The sequence below is a fragment of the Kribbella sp. NPDC006257 genome, from assembly GCF_040613535.1.
Classification (GTDB): domain Bacteria; phylum Actinomycetota; class Actinomycetes; order Propionibacteriales; family Kribbellaceae; genus Kribbella.
In genome coordinates this window covers 72953-89432 of record NZ_JBEXSJ010000005.1, presented here as the reverse complement: position 1 = coordinate 89432, position 16480 = coordinate 72953, and the positions used below count along the sequence as shown (strand labels likewise).

General features: G+C 66.5%; 17 protein-coding genes. 10 read left to right on the top strand and 7 right to left on the bottom strand.

The window, feature by feature from the left end; all coding sequences use genetic code 11:
* The first annotated feature begins 1 nt into the window (after nucleotide 1).
* Nucleotides 2–1105, top strand: coding sequence for a UDP-galactopyranose mutase (locus tag ABZ004_RS08220; RefSeq protein ID WP_355679075.1), 1104 nt, complete (start codon nucleotides 2–4; stop codon nucleotides 1103–1105).
* Here the strand turns inward: ABZ004_RS08220 and ABZ004_RS08215 are convergent.
* Both ABZ004_RS08215 and ABZ004_RS08210 read right to left on the bottom strand, forming a co-directional pair.
* Nucleotides 1092–1757, bottom strand: coding sequence for a hypothetical protein (locus ABZ004_RS08215; protein WP_355679074.1), 666 nt, complete (start codon nucleotides 1755–1757; stop codon nucleotides 1092–1094). The two genes, ABZ004_RS08220 and ABZ004_RS08215, sit on opposite strands and share 14 nt — an antisense overlap.
* Nucleotides 1754–3535, bottom strand: a complete 1782-nt coding sequence (locus ABZ004_RS08210) for a carbamoyltransferase C-terminal domain-containing protein (RefSeq protein ID WP_355679073.1) — start codon at nucleotides 3533–3535, stop codon at nucleotides 1754–1756. Before ABZ004_RS08210 ends, ABZ004_RS08215 begins: the two co-directional genes overlap by 4 nt.
* Before the next feature lie 140 nt (nucleotides 3536–3675).
* Here ABZ004_RS08210 and ABZ004_RS08205 point away from each other — a divergent pair, with 140 nt between their 5' ends.
* The 6 genes from ABZ004_RS08205 to ABZ004_RS08180 all read left to right on the top strand — a co-directional run bounded on the left by ABZ004_RS08205 (nucleotide 3676) and on the right by ABZ004_RS08180 (nucleotide 10587).
* Nucleotides 3676–4689: a glycosyltransferase family 2 protein gene (locus tag ABZ004_RS08205; protein ID WP_355679072.1), complete on the top strand. Its 1014-nt coding sequence runs from the start codon at nucleotides 3676–3678 to the stop codon at nucleotides 4687–4689.
* Nucleotides 4686–5873, top strand: coding sequence for an ATP-grasp domain-containing protein (locus ABZ004_RS08200; RefSeq protein WP_355679071.1), 1188 nt, complete (start codon nucleotides 4686–4688; stop codon nucleotides 5871–5873). The genes ABZ004_RS08205 and ABZ004_RS08200 overlap by 4 nt, the downstream gene beginning before the upstream one ends.
* Nucleotides 5870–7156 carry a hypothetical protein gene (locus tag ABZ004_RS08195; RefSeq protein WP_355679070.1) on the top strand — a complete coding sequence of 429 codons (1287 nt, stop codon included), beginning with the start codon at nucleotides 5870–5872 and terminating at the stop codon, nucleotides 7154–7156. Before ABZ004_RS08200 ends, ABZ004_RS08195 begins: the two co-directional genes overlap by 4 nt.
* Before the next feature lie 3 nt (nucleotides 7157–7159).
* Nucleotides 7160–8368 carry a hypothetical protein gene (locus ABZ004_RS08190; protein ID WP_355679069.1) on the top strand — a complete coding sequence of 403 codons (1209 nt, stop codon included), beginning with the start codon at nucleotides 7160–7162 and terminating at the stop codon, nucleotides 8366–8368.
* Between the two features lies 1 nt (nucleotide 8369).
* Entirely contained in the window at nucleotides 8370–9656 is a 1287-nt protein-coding gene (locus ABZ004_RS08185) for a hypothetical protein (protein ID WP_355679068.1), read from the top strand.
* 67 nt (nucleotides 9657–9723) lie between these two features.
* Nucleotides 9724–10587, top strand: a complete 864-nt coding sequence (locus tag ABZ004_RS08180) for an alpha/beta hydrolase (protein WP_355679067.1) — start codon at nucleotides 9724–9726, stop codon at nucleotides 10585–10587.
* Here the strand turns inward: ABZ004_RS08180 and ABZ004_RS08175 are convergent.
* A complete protein-coding gene (locus tag ABZ004_RS08175; protein WP_355679066.1) occupies nucleotides 10584–11180 on the bottom strand; it encodes an alpha/beta hydrolase in 597 nt (198 codons plus the stop codon). The two genes, ABZ004_RS08180 and ABZ004_RS08175, sit on opposite strands and share 4 nt — an antisense overlap.
* Nucleotides 11181–11290: 110 nt before the next feature.
* Here ABZ004_RS08175 and ABZ004_RS08170 point away from each other — a divergent pair, with 110 nt between their 5' ends.
* Complete coding sequence (locus tag ABZ004_RS08170; protein ID WP_355679065.1) at nucleotides 11291–11734, top strand: Lrp/AsnC family transcriptional regulator; 444 nt, start codon at nucleotides 11291–11293, stop codon at nucleotides 11732–11734.
* Here the strand turns inward: ABZ004_RS08170 and ABZ004_RS08165 are convergent.
* Together ABZ004_RS08165 and ABZ004_RS08160 are read right to left on the bottom strand one after the other, a co-directional pair.
* Nucleotides 11713–12528 carry an NADPH-dependent oxidoreductase gene (locus ABZ004_RS08165; protein WP_355679064.1) on the bottom strand — a complete coding sequence of 272 codons (816 nt, stop codon included), beginning with the start codon at nucleotides 12526–12528 and terminating at the stop codon, nucleotides 11713–11715. The two genes, ABZ004_RS08170 and ABZ004_RS08165, sit on opposite strands and share 22 nt — an antisense overlap.
* A 72-nt stretch (nucleotides 12529–12600) precedes the next feature.
* Nucleotides 12601–13125, bottom strand: coding sequence for an EF-hand domain-containing protein (locus ABZ004_RS08160; RefSeq protein WP_355679063.1), 525 nt, complete (start codon nucleotides 13123–13125; stop codon nucleotides 12601–12603).
* A 142-nt stretch (nucleotides 13126–13267) separates the two neighbouring features.
* Here ABZ004_RS08160 and ABZ004_RS08155 point away from each other — a divergent pair, with 142 nt between their 5' ends.
* Nucleotides 13268–13843, top strand: coding sequence for a DUF998 domain-containing protein (locus ABZ004_RS08155; RefSeq protein ID WP_355679062.1), 576 nt, complete (start codon nucleotides 13268–13270; stop codon nucleotides 13841–13843).
* Here ABZ004_RS08155 and ABZ004_RS08150 read toward each other — a convergent pair.
* Together ABZ004_RS08150 and ABZ004_RS08145 are read right to left on the bottom strand one after the other, a co-directional pair.
* Nucleotides 13835–14959 (bottom strand): HAMP domain-containing sensor histidine kinase, encoded by a 1125-nt coding sequence (locus ABZ004_RS08150; protein WP_355679061.1) that lies wholly within the window; start codon nucleotides 14957–14959, stop codon nucleotides 13835–13837. The two genes, ABZ004_RS08155 and ABZ004_RS08150, sit on opposite strands and share 9 nt — an antisense overlap.
* Nucleotides 14952–15632 carry a response regulator transcription factor gene (locus ABZ004_RS08145; RefSeq protein WP_355679060.1) on the bottom strand — a complete coding sequence of 227 codons (681 nt, stop codon included), beginning with the start codon at nucleotides 15630–15632 and terminating at the stop codon, nucleotides 14952–14954. The genes ABZ004_RS08150 and ABZ004_RS08145 overlap by 8 nt, the downstream gene beginning before the upstream one ends.
* 132 nt (nucleotides 15633–15764) lie before the next feature.
* Here ABZ004_RS08145 and ABZ004_RS08140 point away from each other — a divergent pair, with 132 nt between their 5' ends.
* Nucleotides 15765–16331, top strand: a complete 567-nt coding sequence (locus ABZ004_RS08140) for a M15 family metallopeptidase (protein ID WP_355679059.1) — start codon at nucleotides 15765–15767, stop codon at nucleotides 16329–16331.
* The last annotated feature ends 149 nt before the right edge of the window (nucleotides 16332–16480 follow it).

The following is a 16480-nucleotide window of genomic DNA, read 5'->3' as shown; positions in this document are numbered from 1 at the left end:
GATGACGTCCGTGCGCGTGGTGGGTGGGGGACTTGCGGGTGCGGCGACTGCGCACCTGCTGACGGCTGCGGGCTGTTCCGTGGAAGTGGTCGAGGGTGATGCGACCTGGGGTGGCCAGCTGCGAACCGCTTCGGCAGCAGGGATTCTCTACGAACCTGCCGGAGCACACATCTTCCACACCGCCGACGAAGAGGTGTGGGAGTTCGTCACCGGGCTGATCGGCATGCGGCCCTACCGCCATCTGGTGCGGACCGAAGTCTTCGGTACGACGCTCAGCTGGCCGCCCCAGTTGAGTGAGTTGCAGGAGCTGGCGCAGTGGCCGCAGATCAGCCATGAACTCGACATGCGTCCGGAGAAGCCGAGGGCCGACAACTTCGAGACCTGGTGTATCGACCTGATGGGCGAGACGCTCTATCGCGCATTCATCGAGGGCTACACCCGCAAACAATGGGGCACCTCCCCCAGCGAACTCTCGGCCACCTGGGCGCCCAAACGCATCGAGCTGCGCGACGACGACTACCGCTACCTGTTCCGCTCACCCCATCAGGGCTGGCCGGAAGGCGGCTACACCGGACTGGTGGACGCCCTGCTGAAGCCGGTGTCGGTGACACTCGGGCAGAAGGTTTCAGTGGTCGACTGGGACGACCTCTGCCGAGGGGTCGATGCCATCGTCCTGTCCTGTGCCCTGGACGAGTTCTTCGCCGCGGACCTAGGACCACTCCCCTGGCGCGGTGTCTCGCTGCAGAGCCGCTACGTGCCAGAAGCAGGCCACCTGCTTCCGTGCGGCGTACTGAACACCCCAGGTCCCGAGGTCCGCCACACCAGGATGATCGAGACCAAGTGGATGAGCGGCCAGACCCAGCGCGGCACAGTGGTGAGCTACGAGTACCCAGGTGCACCCGTGCGCCACTACCCCGTCGACGACGTGCTCAACGCCAACCGGCAACTACAGCGCCGCTACGAGAAGGAACTGATCGCACTCCCAGGCCCCCCGCGCTACACAGTCGGCCGGCTCGCGACGTACACCTACATCGACATGGACCAAGTGATCCGGCAGGCCATGAACACGACCCGCCGGATCCTCGCCGACCTCAGCGGCTCCTGAGCTGATCCAGCCAACGCTGCAAGGGCAGAAACAGGATCACCACTGCCACCACCAGGTGCACAAGACAGAACGCCAGGGCAACCAGTGGCGTCGGCGGACCGCCCACGAACACCTGGATGTGGGACGCCCAGAACAGCGTCTTCGGTCGGCCTTCCGGATAGGTGTCGAACCGCCAAGCAGTCAGGTCGTTCAGACCCGACACCATCACCAGTACGCCGGCCAGCCCGGCCTTCACCACCCGGACGGTCGTGGCGCCACCGAGCCGATAGGCGAACAGGACAGCCAGTACGACGAACGCCGACACGAACAGCTGGAACTGGTAGAGCTTCGGGAAGGCAGCGTCCTGATCCGGCGCCGCGCCGTACGCCATGATCCGGATGATGTAGCCGGTGTCGACGAATCCCATGAACACGACGATCGTCACCAGCACGAGCACCAGCCCGAGACGGGGGCGCCGCGGGAACCCGGCCACCGCGAAGACCGCGAACACCACCGGGCTGATCTTCAGCGGTACGTCGTACCAGTGGTCGATGTGCCGATCCGGTGGCAGCACCACCATGAACAGCAGCGCCGCGGCGCCGGCCAACCCGGCCGGCAGCACCCACCACCAGCGAGCCTGCCAGGACTGGCGGGCAGCAAGGTCAGAGGTCACTTCTCCACCCAGAACGGGCCGAGCGCCAGCGCGTCGAGATCGGTCTTCAGGAAGCAACGGATCGCGTCCCCGGGCGAGTTCACGATCGGCTCCTCGTTGTCGTTGAACGAGGTGTTCACCACCATCGGCACACCGGTGAGCTTAGCGAAGGCGCTGATCAGTTCGTAGTACGCCGGATTGTCGGCGGCCGAAACCGTCTGCACCCGGGCAGTGCCGTCCTCGTGCGTGATCGCGGGGACCTGGTCGCGCTGGTGCTCCAGCACGTCGAAGACCAGCAGCATCACCGGCGACGGGTAGTCCGAGGCGAAGTACTCGCCCGACCGGTCGGCCAGGCAGGACGGCGCGAACGGACGGAACGGCTCGCGGTGCTTGATCTTCTCGTTCAGCCGGTCCTTGGTGTCCTTGCCGCGCGGATCGGCCAGGATCGACCGGTTCCCCAGCGCCCGCGGACCGCACTCCATCCGGCCCTGGAACCAGCCGACGATCTTGCCCTCGGCCAGCGCCGCCGCAGTGGTGTCGGTGATCCGTTCAGCCCGTTGGTAGCTGAGCCCTGACTCGATCAGCGCCTTCTCCAGCTCGTTCTCGGAGAAGCCGGGGCCGAGGAAGACCTGCTCGCCGCGCGGCCTGCCCAGACCGGCCTTGACGCTGACTGCCAGCGCTGCGCCCAAAGCGGCGCCGTCATCGGCTGCGGCAGGCTGCGCGTAGAAGTCCTCGAAGGGTGTCTCGAGCAACAACCGGCCGTTCATCACGCTGTTCAACGCCACGCCGCCCGCGGTCGACAGCGCGGTCGCACCGGTCTCCTGCTGGATCCAGCGAGCGACGTGCAGACCCGTCTCCTCGAGGACGACCTGGAGGCCGTAGGCGATGTCGGCGTACTTCTGTTCGACCGGTCCCTTACTGCGTTCGCGCGCCGGCCCGAAGGTGTCGATGAACTTCGGCGACACGACATGCTTGCCGGTCGCGTGATGCCGGAAGTAGCTCAGGTCGAGTTCGTAGTTGCCGTCCGGCAGCAACCGCACGAGCTTGCGCAGCTGGTCGAGGTAGGTCGGCTTCCCGTACGCCGCGAGGCCCATCACCTTGCCCTCGTCGCGGGTCGGATTGAAGCCGAGATAACCGGTCACGCACGCATAGTGGGCCCCGAGCGAATGCGGGAACTTGACCCGCCGCAGGTCGCGGATGGTGTCGCCCTCGCCGACCGCCAGGTACGTCGACGTACCGTCGCTGCCGATCCCGTCCCAGGTGATGATCGCCGACCGCTCGAACGGCGAGAGGTAGTGTGCACTGGCCGCGTGGGCCAGGTGATGGTCGATCAGGTGTGTTTTGAATTTCGTCGGACCGGTGTAGCCGAGCGCGTTCTTGAGAATCGACGGCAAAGTAAACGACCGCTTCAAATGCAGTAATAATGCCCCGCCGACGTGATAGTCGTCGGGGTGCTGCTGAACGCCCTGCTGGCGAACGGTGCTGACCAGGCTGCTGGCCTTCCCTGCGAAGATGCCACCGGTGTTCTGGAAGACCGACAGCGTCGCCGGCAGGTAGCGGACGAAGTGCGTGAGCGCGTGCCGCACCTCGCGCCGGCCCTGCCAGTAGTACGCAACGTGATCGACGTCCCCGAGCGTGATGCCGCCGATCTCCAAGCAGGCTTGGGCCGCGCGGGCCGGGAACGAACCGTCGTGCTTGACCCTGGTCAGCCGCTCCTCGTCGATGAACGCGACGATCTCGTCGTCCTTGACCAAGGCCGCGGCGGCGTCATGGACCTGACTCAGGCCTAGTACGTACATCTTCCACCCCTGTTCAGTCGCGCCCGTGTGCTGGTGTCGCAGGTCAGCATGCACCATTCCGGTCGAATAGTTGACGAATCAGGTTGACCAATTCCGGATTGTGGTTCACCGTTTATCGACGCCCGAGGATCGTCAAACACGTGTTTCGTCTGGGGGAATACATGTCGAAGCCGCCCGCTTCGCACGAGGTCACGCCCGGATCGCCGTTCGGATTGACCGTGGTCGTCCCCTGCCTGAACGAGGCGGACAACATCGAGGCCGCCTACGACGAGATCCGCGCCGAGCTCGGCGCGTACGACGAGTTGGAGATCCTCTTCGTCGACGACGGCAGCACCGACGCGACGCTGGCCAACATCCGCGCACTGGCCGAGCGAGACAAGGGCGTCTCGTACCTGTCGTTCACCCGCAACTTCGGTCTCGAAGCCGCCTTCTCAGCCGGTTACCGGTACGCCCGCAATCCGTGGCTGCTGCACCTCGACGCGGATCTGCAGTTCCCGCCGGCCGAAGCGCATCTGCTGATCGAGTGCGCCCGCACCGAGGGCATGGACGCGGTCTTCGGCATCCGCGTCGACCGCCAGGACCGCTTGGTCCGGCGGGCGGGGTCGGCGCTGCACGATCTGATCGCGCGTCGGGTCCTCGGCATCGAGATCCCGGCCGGCGGTAGCTCGTTCCGGCTGGTCCGCTCCGACCTGGCCCGCCGGATCGTCGACCTCGGCCTCGGAACCCCCTATTTCCTGGCCACTCTGCCGCGACTGACCCGGTCCTGGACCACCGTCCCCGTCCGGCACCAACCGCGCCGGTCGGGTGAGGCGAAGGTGACGGTCCGTGGGCTGGCCCGGCACGCGATCGAGTTGTTCGTCTCGTTCTCGACCCGGACGATCGCGCTCGCCGCGATGCTCTGCCTGCTGGCCGCGGTCGCCGCCGTCGGTGGCGCTGTCGCCGCCGCGATCCCCGGCGGCCTGCCCGTGACAGGTGTGCTGCTCGGACTCGCCGCGGCGGCCGGGCTGATCTCCCTGGCCGTGATCGCGCGCTACCTGGTCCACGTGGGTCGCGGCCAGCCACAGACTCCACAGTTCCTGATCCGGGAGACGAACCTCGTCGTGCGATCGACTGACCTGCTCGCAGCACTCCCGGCCCGAACGGCGGCCGGATGAGCAGCCTCGTCGTTCTCGGTGGCGCCGATGGCGCGATCACCACGCTGCAGGCGGCTTGCCGCGTCGGCCTGCGGACCGTCTGCGTGGACATGCGCGCGGACGCGCCCGCGATCCCGTACGCCGACGAGTTCCTCAACATCAGCACGCGCGACGTCGACCGGCTGGCCGCAGTACTATCGGCTCGCGACGACATCGCCGGTGTGGTCTCACCTGCCAGCGACGTCAACCTGCCGGCTCAATACGCTCTCACCGAACGGCTCGGTCTGCCCTCCGGACTGTCCCCTGGTGCGCTGAAAGCCTCGGTGGACAAGGGCTTCTTCCGCGCCATCTGCGATCAGCTCGGCATGCCCGGACCGCGCTTCGTCCAAGGCACGCCTGCCGAGGTGAAGGCTGCGACGGGTCTCGCCTACCCGTTGATCGTCAAACCGACCGACTCCAGCGGCGGTCGCGGGATCAGCGTCTGCCACTCCCCTGCCGACCTGGACGCCGCAGTGGACGAGGCGGTCGGACCGTCCGCGACAGGCATCGTGATCGCCGAGGAGTACCTGGCCGGCGATCACTACGCCGCCGAGGCAATCGTTGCCGACGGCAAGATTGTGCTGTTCGCACTGGGCAGCCGGATGCTGACTCCGGCGCCGCACTTCGTGACGCTGCAACACCAGATGCCGTCCGCGCCCGAGCTGACGGCCACGGTGCGTGCGATGCTCGACGAGGCCTGCACCGCGCTGGGCTACCACTGGGGTTCCCTGAACGCCGACGTCCTCGTCACCCCGGACGGCGACGTCGTCCTGATCGAGCTCGGTGCTCGACTGGGCGGCAACGGATCCGCGGAGTTGCTCGGGCTGGTCCACGGCATCGACGTGACCGAGATGTTCGTCCGGATGTCCGTCGGCGAAACCGTCGAACTGCAAGCCAAGGCCGGCGCCCACGCGCTTTTCCGCGCCTTCGGTGTCGACCGGCCCGGCAAGCTGGTCGCACTCCACGGCATGGAGGAGATCCGCGCGTTGCCGGAGGTGGTGGAGCTGGTGCTGGCCGCCTCACCAGGCGAGCACGTCGAGCCGTATCACCAGGCCGGCGCGAAGATCGGGTACGTCGTACTGTCGGCGGCCGACACCGATCGGCTGCACACTGCGCTGCATCTCGTCCAGGGTCTGCTGTACGCCCAAGTCACCGAGGTGCCGTGAGCGGCGGACTCGCAGTCGCGGTCCGCGAACTGGCTCGACTGCCGGAAGTCTGGCGAGCGCCGAAGAAGTCGTCGGCCGAGCTCGAACAGCGCGCACTGGCCGGCCTCAACGCAATGCTCGCCCATTGCCACCAACACATCCAGGCGTACGCGGGACCGGAGTACAAGGTGCCGTTGTCCTCGGTCGGCGAACTGGCTGCATTGCCCTTGCTGACCAAGCGGGACGTGCTGGACGCAGGCGTCGATTCATTCCGTACGCCGGGGTTGCCGAGCTCGCAGTATCGCGTCGACGTGACCAGTGGAACCACCGGGACCAAGCTGGAGGTCTGGCACGACGCTGATGCCTACGGGTATCACGGAGCGACGGTGTTGCGACGGTTCCTGTTGTCGGGTTATCGGCCGTGGTGGCGGATCGCGCACATCAAGCCCTTCCCGCGGCCGGTGCGCTGGTTCCAGCGGCTCGGGCTGTTTCCTCGCACTGTCGTCGGCGCGGGACAGTCCGACGAGGAGATCAAGAACCAGGTGCTGGCTGTGCGGCCGCAGTTGATCATGGGCTATCCGGTCGTACTGCGAGGGTTGCTGCGTTCACTGACGCCGGCTGAATCCGTCCGATTGAAGCGCACTTTGCGGATGGTGATGACTGATTCCGAGTTGCTGACGGATGAAGTCGCGGAGCTTCTCGCCGACGGGTTCGGCGTACCGGTGCTGGACGAGTATTCGGCGTACGAGGTGCTGACTGTCTCTAGTCAGTGCCGCGCCGGTGCGATGCATGTGGATGACGATCGGGTGTGGCTGGAGATCGTCGATGCCGACGGGCAGGCGGTGCCAGACGGCACGGAGGGCTCGGTCGTGGTGACGCACTATCGCGAGCGGGCTATGCCGTTGATCCGTTATGCGCTTGGGGATCGGGCCGTGTTGTTGCCGCCCGGTTGTGCATGTGGCTCGAATCTTCGGCGGATGAAGCTTGTGGACGGCCGGACGAACGACTTCGTGGTGCTGCCGGGTGGGCGGCGCGTCTACAGCGGGGTGTTCCTGTCGTTGGCGATGTTCACGCCGGGTGTTGCCGAGTGCATGGTTCGGCAGGACGAGGCCGGGGCGATCACGGTGCACTTGGTGCCTGATGTCGCGGCCGGCGTCGGCTTCGAGGAGGCCGTCGCGGAGTTCCGTCGGCGGTTCGGTGAGCTGGTCGATACTCCGGTGGAGCTGACCTTCGTGCAGACGGATCGGGTGGCGTTGACTCCTGGCGGCAAGGGCCGGTTCGTCGAGTCGGCGTACGGAGGATAGGTCGTGCTGATGCTGGCCGGTGTGCGGCAGTTGTCGGCCGGGTCGCGCATGGTGATGGCGCTGATCGGTGGACGGCTGGTGTACCGGCTTGCCCTTTATGCGGCGGGGCTGGGGTTGCTGGCCTTCTGGGGACCGACGGTGTTCGCCGGGTATGCGGGTGCGATCGGGGCAGTCGGGTGGCTGTTCGCGTTGACGTCCAGTGGGCCGGAGAAGGCTGCGCTCACGTTCATGCCGGTGGGCGGAGGGGCCGCGCTGGAGCGGCTCTTCATTCGCCTTGCCGTCACGCCTTTTGTGCTCTTGCTGATCGGGTGGCTGGTGACTGTGCTGGTTGCTCCTGCAGCCGGTATCCAGGTGGCGGCCGCGGCTCTGATGGCTGGCGTTGGGTGTAGTGCAGTACTGGTTGGGCTCTATCGCATTCACGGCCGGCCGATTGCCGACGTACTGGCATATCTTGCGATCGCCGCGTCGTACGGGCTGGTGCTGGCGCTGGCTGTGCTCGCTGGGTTGTCGGTGCACGGCGTACTGGCTGTGCTGATCGGTTGCCTGCTGCTCGTGGATGTCGTGCTGCTCGTCGGTCTGCTGCGGCGAGCGTCGCACGAGCGGCCTACACCGGCGGCGACCAAGGTGGCTCTGCAGGCTTCGGTAGTGCTTGGGGTCGGCGAACTGCTTGAGACTGCGGCGACCTCCGTGCTCTACGCGTTCCTGGCGATCGCTGGTGATGCTCGGGAGACGAGCTTCTTCTACGTCCTGATGATCATCGCGGGGAGTATGTCGGTTGGCTGGTCTTACCTGCTGCGACTAGCTCGGCCCCGGCTTGTGAGCTGGCTGGCTACTGCTTCTGAAGGCACCGGACGGGCGCTGGTCCATCGGATGGCTGCGTGGACCTGCGGACCTGGCGTTGTGCTGACTGTCGGTCTGGTGCTGGTGGTCGTTGCTTGGGGTTCCAGCAGACCTCTTGCGTTGGCAGCACTGGTGGTCGAGGTCCTGCTGTACTTCGCGATCACGGCGGCCGCCGTCGTACTGGAATCCGTGGACGCTCGTGGCCGGCATGGTTCCGCCGGGGGTGCGATCCTGCAATTCGCCGCAGTCGCAGTGGCCGCCTGGTGGTTCATCCCCGCCGCTGGTGCCGCTGGTGCTTTCGGCGCGCTCTGCATCGGGTGTCTGGTCAAGGCGGCCGTGTTGTACCGGATCTCAGCTGTGGTGGAGGACTGACATGGCGCGACGGCTGCCATCCGCTATCCCGATCGTGCCGGTCGCGGTCAACCTGGTCCGCGCCGCCACCCGGGACCGGCTAGCACCGGAGAAGATGGAGCAACTTCAGGCGCGGCTACTCCGGAAGCTCGTCACCCATGCCCACGCGACCGTGCCCTACTACCGCGAGACACTCGACCCCGACGTGGTCGCCACCTTCACCGGCCCCGCCGATCTCCACCGGCTGCCGATCCTTCCCCGGTCAGAGATTTCACTCCAGGGCGCAAGACTGCTCGCAGACGGATTCAGTCCGGCCAACACAAGGGAAGCACGATCCAGCGGTACGACGGGCAAGCCGGCCACCAGCTACTTCAGCGAGGGGGATCTCGGCTATCTGCGGGCCACCTACCTGTGGGACTTGCTCGCGACCGGGATGCGGCCGACCGACCGGATCGCCTATTTCCGGGTTGGTGGATTCCGGCGGCACCGGCTGGAGAAGCTCGGCCTGGCCCGCAACGTCCATGTCAACACCAGCCTCGGCCTCGACGAACAGGTCGAGGCCTTCCTCGCCGGGCGACCGAACTTCCTCTGCGGATTCCCGAACGCGATCGTCGCGGTGGTAGGCGAACTCAAGCGACGAGGCATCCGGCCCGATGACGTGCGCGGCGTGGTGTTCGCAGGCGAGAAGGTCACGCAGGCGGCACGCACCGAAGTGACGGAGTACTTCGGTGCGCGCGCCAACGAGGTCTACGCCTCCGTGGAGACCTACTCGATCGCGCGGAGCTGCCCTCGTGGCGCGCTCCATCTTCGATCCGGCGATGTCGCAGTCGAGGTGGAGCACGACGACGGCAGCGTCTCGCGCGCCACTGCCGGTGGTTTGCTGGAAGGCAACATCCTGGTTACCCGCCTTCATGCGGAGGCGATGCCGTTGCTGCGTTACCGGCTCGGCGACCGGGTATTGATCGGTCCCGACGACTGCGCCTGTACGACGTTCAGTACGCCGATCGTCCGGCAGGTGATCGGCCGCACGGTCGACCAACTGCAGACCGCTGACGGCCGTCTCCGGCACGGCGACTGGGTCGGCTCGATGATCATCCCGCTGCCCGGCATCCGGCAGTTCCAGCTGGTCCAGGCCGAACCGGGCAAGGTCGAGGTCCTGATCGTCCCCGCCACCACCCCGACCGACCTGGCCGAACGGGCCGCTGCCGCAATGGCCTCCACCCCCGACTTCGACATCACGGTCCGCTTGGTCGACACCATCCCCCCAGGCCCCAACGGCAAAATCAGAATGGTCCACTCCCTGCTGTGAAAGCACGCGCTCGGCTGCGGTGATGGCAGATCGGCAGTTGTTCGAGCGGGGGACCTACGATGGGCTTGTGGAATTGCTTGAGGTCGGCAACGGGCGGGTCGTTGAGTATCTGGTCGAGGGGCCTGCCGGCGGGCGGCCGCTGGTGATGCATCACGGGACGCCGGGTGCGGCGCTGATGCTGGAGCCGGTCGCGGAAGCGGCCGCTCGGCATGGGATGCGGTTCGTGACCCATAGCCGGCCTGGCTATGCCGGCAGTACTGCGCAGCCGGGTCGGCGGGTGGCTGATGTGGCCGGCGATGTGGCTGCGCTGCTCGACGCTGTCGGCGCGGACGACTTCGTGACGCTTGGTTGGTCAGGTGGTGGACCGCATGCACTCGCCACTGCCGTGTTGCTACCGGACAGGTGCCGGGCTGCGGCGATCCTGGCCGGCGTCGCGCCGTACGACGCCGACGGGCTCGACTGGATGGACGGCATGGGCGAGGAGAACGTCATCGAGTTCGGGGCTGCCGCGACCAGCCCGGAGGCGCTCGACAAGTTCCTCGCCGAGGCGAGTGCCGGGATGAGGGACGTCCAGCCGCGCGACCTGATCGCCGCTTTCGGCGATCTGCTGTCCGAGGTCGATCAGGCTGCTCTGCGTGACGGGCTCGCCGAGTACCTGGCTCCCTCCTGCCGTGCAGCCGTGTCCCGCGGGTACGACGGCTGGCGCGACGACGACCTCGCCTTCCTCGCCGACTGGGGCGTCGACCTGGCAAGCATCCGGATCCCGGTCTCCATCTGGCAGGGCGACCAGGACCGCATGGTCCCGTACGCCCATGGCCGCTGGCTCGGCGCCCACATCCCGCACGCCACCACCCACTTGGTGCCCGGCGAAGGCCACCTCTCCCTGATCACGAACATCGACACAATCGTCGCTGGGTTAGCTGAAGCCTAAGAAGCTCGGCTGCCGAGGCCGGCTTCGAAGGCGGTCAGGAGGTTTTGGCCGAGGGGCCAGGGGCCGAGGTCGCTGTCGGAGTTGATGTGGCCTTGGCGGCCGATCGTGATGAGTGGGATCTGCCATTCGCCGGCCATCCGGGTCGCGCCGTCGACCGAGCAATACGGGTCGTCCTCACTCGCGATCAGTACGGCGGGTAGGTCGATCTCTACCGGCTTCGGCTCGATGAAGCTCGCCAGCGTCTCCGCGGGAAAGGTCTCGGCCTGCTGATCCGGCGGCGCGACAAGGAAGACCCCGCGGACGCGATGGATGGAGGCGCGACCGGGTTCAGCGTTTGCGAGGGGGGCGGCGGCGTCCGGCGTACGGGTTAGCCAGTGAGCTACTGCGAAGCAGCCGAGGCTGTGGGCGATGAAGACCACGTCGTCGCCGGCCTTCTGTACGGCGCGGTCGAGCGCGGCGGTCCAGTCGTCGCGGTCGGGATGGGTCCAGGACGCCGGCTCGATGCGGGTCGCCTGCAGCCAGTCGGATTCCCAGACCGACTGCCAATGGGCGCCGTCGGATCCGTTCCAGCCGGGAACGATGATGTGATGCATCGCGAATGATCCTCCTCGGTCGAAGCAACTGCCATCCTGACGGAATCACTCGCGGAATCACGGCGTTGCTGATGAATTCAAAGCGATGCGCGGCGGAGAGGGCGGATCCATTGGACGAGATCGATCAGCAGATCCTGATGATCCTGCAGCAGGACGGCCGGCTGAGCGGAGCCGACATCGGCCGCCGGGTGAACCTGTCCCAACCAGCCGTCTCGGCCCGAATCCAACGGCTGGAGCGGTCCGGCGTGATCAAGGGCTACACAGCCGTCGTCGATCCCGCCCAGCTCGGCCTGAACATCCACGCCGTCGTCCGCCTCCGGACCAGCAACGCGAGGATCGGCGAGGCCCTCGAGCTCTTCGAGAAGCTCGACGAGATCACCGCGACGTACCGGCTGACCGGCGAGGACTGCTTCCTCCTCGATGTCCACACCGAAGATGCCGTAGCCCTAGAGCGGATTGTCGACGCGATCGGCCGGTTCGGTCCAGTCAGCACTTCTTTGGTGCTTCGCGACTATCCCAAGAAGCCGCTGGCTCAGCGCAACTCGAACCCCTGAGTCTGCAGCGCCGACCGGAGGTGTTCGCGACCTTTGAGTCCTTCAACGGTGCCGAAGCGGTGGGCAACTCGGTTGACCCAGCTGCTGGGGAGGCCGGCTGTTGCGTAGAAGGCGTTGAGTAGTTCCTCGTAGCTCTCGACGTGGGAGCTCTGCGGTTCCAGATCGTAGCGCTCGTGGTGCAGGACGGCTGCTTGCGGGAGCCTCGGCTTCACGGCTGTCTCGTCGAGGCGATCGGGGTAGCCGACGGTCAGGCCGAAGACCGGGAACACGTTGGCGGGAAGGCCTAGCTCGGCCGCGACCTCGAGCGGGCGGTTGCGGATGGCACCGACGAACACCGTGCCAAGACCGAGCGACTCCGCTGCCAACGACGCGTTCTGCGCCGCGAGGGCGACATCGATGAACGACAGCAGCGCCGCCTCGACGAATTCCGCTCCCTCAGCTGTCGCCGTACCGATCACCTGCCGCGCCCGGGCGAGATCCGCCAGCCAGACCAGGAACAACGGCGCCTCGCCGATGAACTCCTGTTCCCCCGCAAGCTCGGCCAACCGCGCGCGCCGCTCGTCATCCCGTACGGCGACCACGCTCCACAACTGCAGATTCCCCGAGGTAGGCGCCGACTGTGCCGCCGCGATCAGCGCCGCCAACGTCTCCTCGGACACCGGATCCGCCCGGTAACTCCGCACCGACCGATGCGCCAACTGCCGTTCGAGCACCTCACTCCACTGCTCCGGTACGCCGAACGCCGGGCCGGCTCCGTACCGCAGCCGATATGCCACCTCAGGGGATCCAGTCACACCATCAATCCTCCCCTATGTCTACTCCTTCACTAGACAATGTCCGCCATCTGGCCTTGCAGGTGGGGTTGGTCAGTAGCGGCCGAAGACGTATTGGGAAGGGGAGCTGGGGTCGGTGCCGCGCCAGAAGTCGGACCACAGGGTGCGGAACTCGTCGCGGGAGAGGTGGCCGTCGCCGTTGAGGTCGAGGTGCGGGAAGACGTCCTCGATGCCGTCGGACGTACCCTTCCAGGCGTACACGACCTGTTTGTGTTCCTCCAGGGCGATCCGGTCGTCGGCGTTCTCGTCGATCGCGTCGAACATGGCGTCCGCGGTCGCAGAGACGGCGTCGTCCATCGCCGGAAGCTGATCGACCACGACCATCAGCTGATCGAGCGACACCTGATCAGCCGCCGAGATCGTCGCCAGCGCGGACCACCAGCCCATCATGATCGCCCGCATCCGCTCGTAGTCCGCAGTCCCCCGTTGCCAGCCGCGCAGCCCGACCCACCGTTCGGTCAGCGACTCGAAATCGGACTCCTCCAGATACCCGTTGCCGTCCGCGTCCATCGCCTCGAACACCCCAGCGATCTTCCGACGCTGAAAATCAGTGGCCATTCGCTTCCCCCATCGCTCGAACACTCACAGTGACCGGCTCCAGTATGTGACGGAGGTAGCGCTTTGTCACCGGTTGACTCCAGACCGTCCCCATGCTCACGTGTCAGCGAAATGTCATCGCCGGTCCCGATACTCGGTTGCCGTGACCACTACGTTCGCGGCGGCCGCCGCAGGACTCTTCCTGATCCGGCTCGTCCTGTTCGCCGCCCTCCACCTGGTGCGTAGCGACTACAACCTCGTCGAGCATGCGGTGAGCGACTACGCCGTCGGACCGACCCGCCGGTTGTCGTCCGCAATGACCTGGGTGACCGCCGCCGGCTGGGCTTGTCTCGCGGTCGCGGTGTGGTCGAGCGACTGGGACAACCACGCCTCGGTCGGTGTCTGGCTGGCAATCCTCGCCGTCCTCTTCGTCGCCCTCCCCATCGTCCCCACCGATCTCGAAGGCGCACGCCGTACGACGATCGGCCGTCTCCACTACCTCCTGGCGATCGCCTGGTTCGCCATCAGCTACACCCTGACCGGCACCTTCCACGACCATCTCCACAACACCGCCCTGAACGTACTCCGGTGGGTGGCGGTGATCTCGCTCGCAGCCCTGGTCATCGCCCTCGCAGTCCGCCCGCTCCGCCCCAAGTTCTTCGGCATCTCCGAGCGAGTCTTCATCCTCGCGATCAACCTCTTCTACTTGATCGCCGCCGCAATGCTGATCTCAGGCTGAGGGTGGGCTGGGGAGTTTGACGGTGACTCGGAGGCCGCCGGTGGGGCGGGGGCTGAGGGTCAGGGTGCCGCTGTGGGCGTGGGTGATGCTTTTGACGATGGCCAGGCCGAGGCCTATGCCGGCCTGGTCGGTGTGGATGCGGCCGGTGCTGCGCTGGAACGGCTCGGTGAGGGTCGAGACCAGCTGGGGGGTGAGTTGCTCGCCGGTGTTCTCGACCACCAGTACGGCGGTCCTCGGCTGAACGCTGGTCGACACCCAGACGGTGCCGTCGGCGGGCAGGTTGTGGACGATCGCGTTGTGAACAAGGTTGGTGGTCAGCTGAAGCAGAAGCGTCTTCGAGCCGTTCGCGATGGCCGGGCCGCCGGACGTCTCGAGCGTGACACCGTTCTTCTCGGCTAGCGGAAGAAGAGTTTCGGTGGCTTCTTCCACCGCGAGGGACAGGTCGACAGGCGCCGGCGTGAAGGACCGTTGGTTGGCGCGGCTGAGCATCAGCAGCGCCTCGGTGAGATCGATCGCCCGGGTGTTGACGTACTGCAGCCGGTCGACGAGCTCACGCTGATCACGGCTCGGGTCCTTGCGCGCCACATCCAGCAGGGTCTGCGTGATCGCGAGCGGGGTCCGCAGTTCGTGCGAGGCGTTCGCCGCAAATCTCTGTTGTTCGGCGTCGTGAGCTTCGAGGCGCTCGAGCATGGCGTCGAAGCTGTCGGCGAGTTCCCGGAACTCGTCCTGGCGACCTTCCAGCTGCACGCGGTGCGAGAGCGATCCGCCCGTTGCCAGCCGGGCGGCGTTGGTGATCCGGGTCAGCGGCGAGAGCATGCTGCCGGCCAGCAGCCAGCCGCCCACGAGCCCGAGGAACAGCAGGCACGCCAATGCGACGCCTGCCTTCGGAAGGAAGGCCGCCACCAACGCGGCACGGTCGGGAACGTGCATCGGCCCGGGTTGCCCGGGCCCAGGACCACCACGAACGTTGGGTTGCGAGTCGATGATCACGGCAGGCACGTAGCGCAGCAGGAACACCCAGACGACCAGCAATAGCCCGGCCCCGGCGAGCATGACGACCGCCGCATAGCTCAACGCGAGCTTGAGGCGGACACTCAGACCCGGCTCTCTATCCACGCTCAGTGTCCCCACCGGTGTCGATGCGATAGCCGACGCCCTTCACGGTCGAGATGATCTCGGGTTCGCCGAGCCGCTTGCGCAGTGACGAGACCGTGATGCGCGCGGCGTTCGTGAACGGGTCCGCATTCTCGTCCCACGCCTGCGCCAGCAGATCCTCGGCACTGACCACACCGCCTTCAGCAGCAACAAGCACTTCCAGTACGGCGAACTGCTTGCGCGTCAACGCGACATAGCGACCATCCCGATAGACCTCGCGGCGGAACGGGTCCACCTTCAGCCCGGCGATCTCGCGGACCGGCGGCCGGTTGTGCACCCGCCTGCGGTCGAGCGCGCGCAACCGTAGTACCAGCTCTCGGAGGGCGAACGGCTTGGTGAGGTAGTCATCGGCGCCGAGTTCGAACCCGGAGGCCTTGTCGTCCAGGCGATCGGCCGCGGTGAGCATCAGGATCGGCATACCGCTGCCGGAGGCAACGATCCGCTTGGCGATCTCGTCGCCGGACGGGCCCGGGATGTCGCGGTCCAGAACGGCGATGTCATAGGTGTTGACGGCAAGCAGTTCCAGCGCGGTGTCGCCGTCACCGGCGATGTCGGCAGCGATCGCCTCCAGGCGCAGACCGTCGCGAATGGCCTCGGCCATCACGGGTTCGTCCTCGACGATGAGTACACGCACACCACAGATGCTACGAGGCGTTGCTTATCGCCTGCATATCAAAAGGCTCATACGCCCCGGCAACACCGATCTTCTTTGACTGGAGGCATGTCCTCCAGTGCACCGGTCCAGCCAACGCGCCGCCGGACCAGAATGACTCTCCGGGTGGCCTTCGTCGCCGCCAACCTGGTGCTTCTCGGCATCTTCGTCCAGCAGTCCTTGTCATCCTCCTTCTCCCCCAGCGACTCTCATCGCGAACTGGGCGAGGCGGCCGGATACGTTCCGGACGGTGTGACGGTCTTCGACGACATCCCGGCCGTGACCAAACTCGATCCCGGTCTGCGTTCCGCACTGCGGAAAGCCGCGACGGCCGCGGGCCACGAAGGAATCGAGTTCTACGTCAACAGCGGCTGGCGTTCCCCGGAGTACCAGGCGCAACTGCTGAAGGATGCGGTCGCGCAGTACGGCTCGGAGAAGGAGGCTGCCCGTTGGGTGGCCACTCCTGAGACCTCGCCGCACGTGAGCGGGAGGGCGATCGACATCGGACGCTCCGATGCCACCACGTGGCTGTCGAGGCATGGCGCGGCGTACGGGCTCTGCCAGATCTACGACAACGAACCCTGGCACTACGAACTGCGTCCGGCTGCGGCCGAGCGCGGGTGTCCGCAGCGGTACGCCGATCCGGCGCACGACCCGCGGACCCAGGTTACCGGAAAGTAAGTTGTACTCGGCTTATCAAAAACCTCATACGAACCGGCAACCCCGGAACGCCTTGACTCGACAGCATGAACTCCAGCGAACCAGCAACAACCGTGGCGCGCCGGGTAGCTTCTGCCCCACTGCCGGCGGCACCAGCGGCCCCTGCGGCG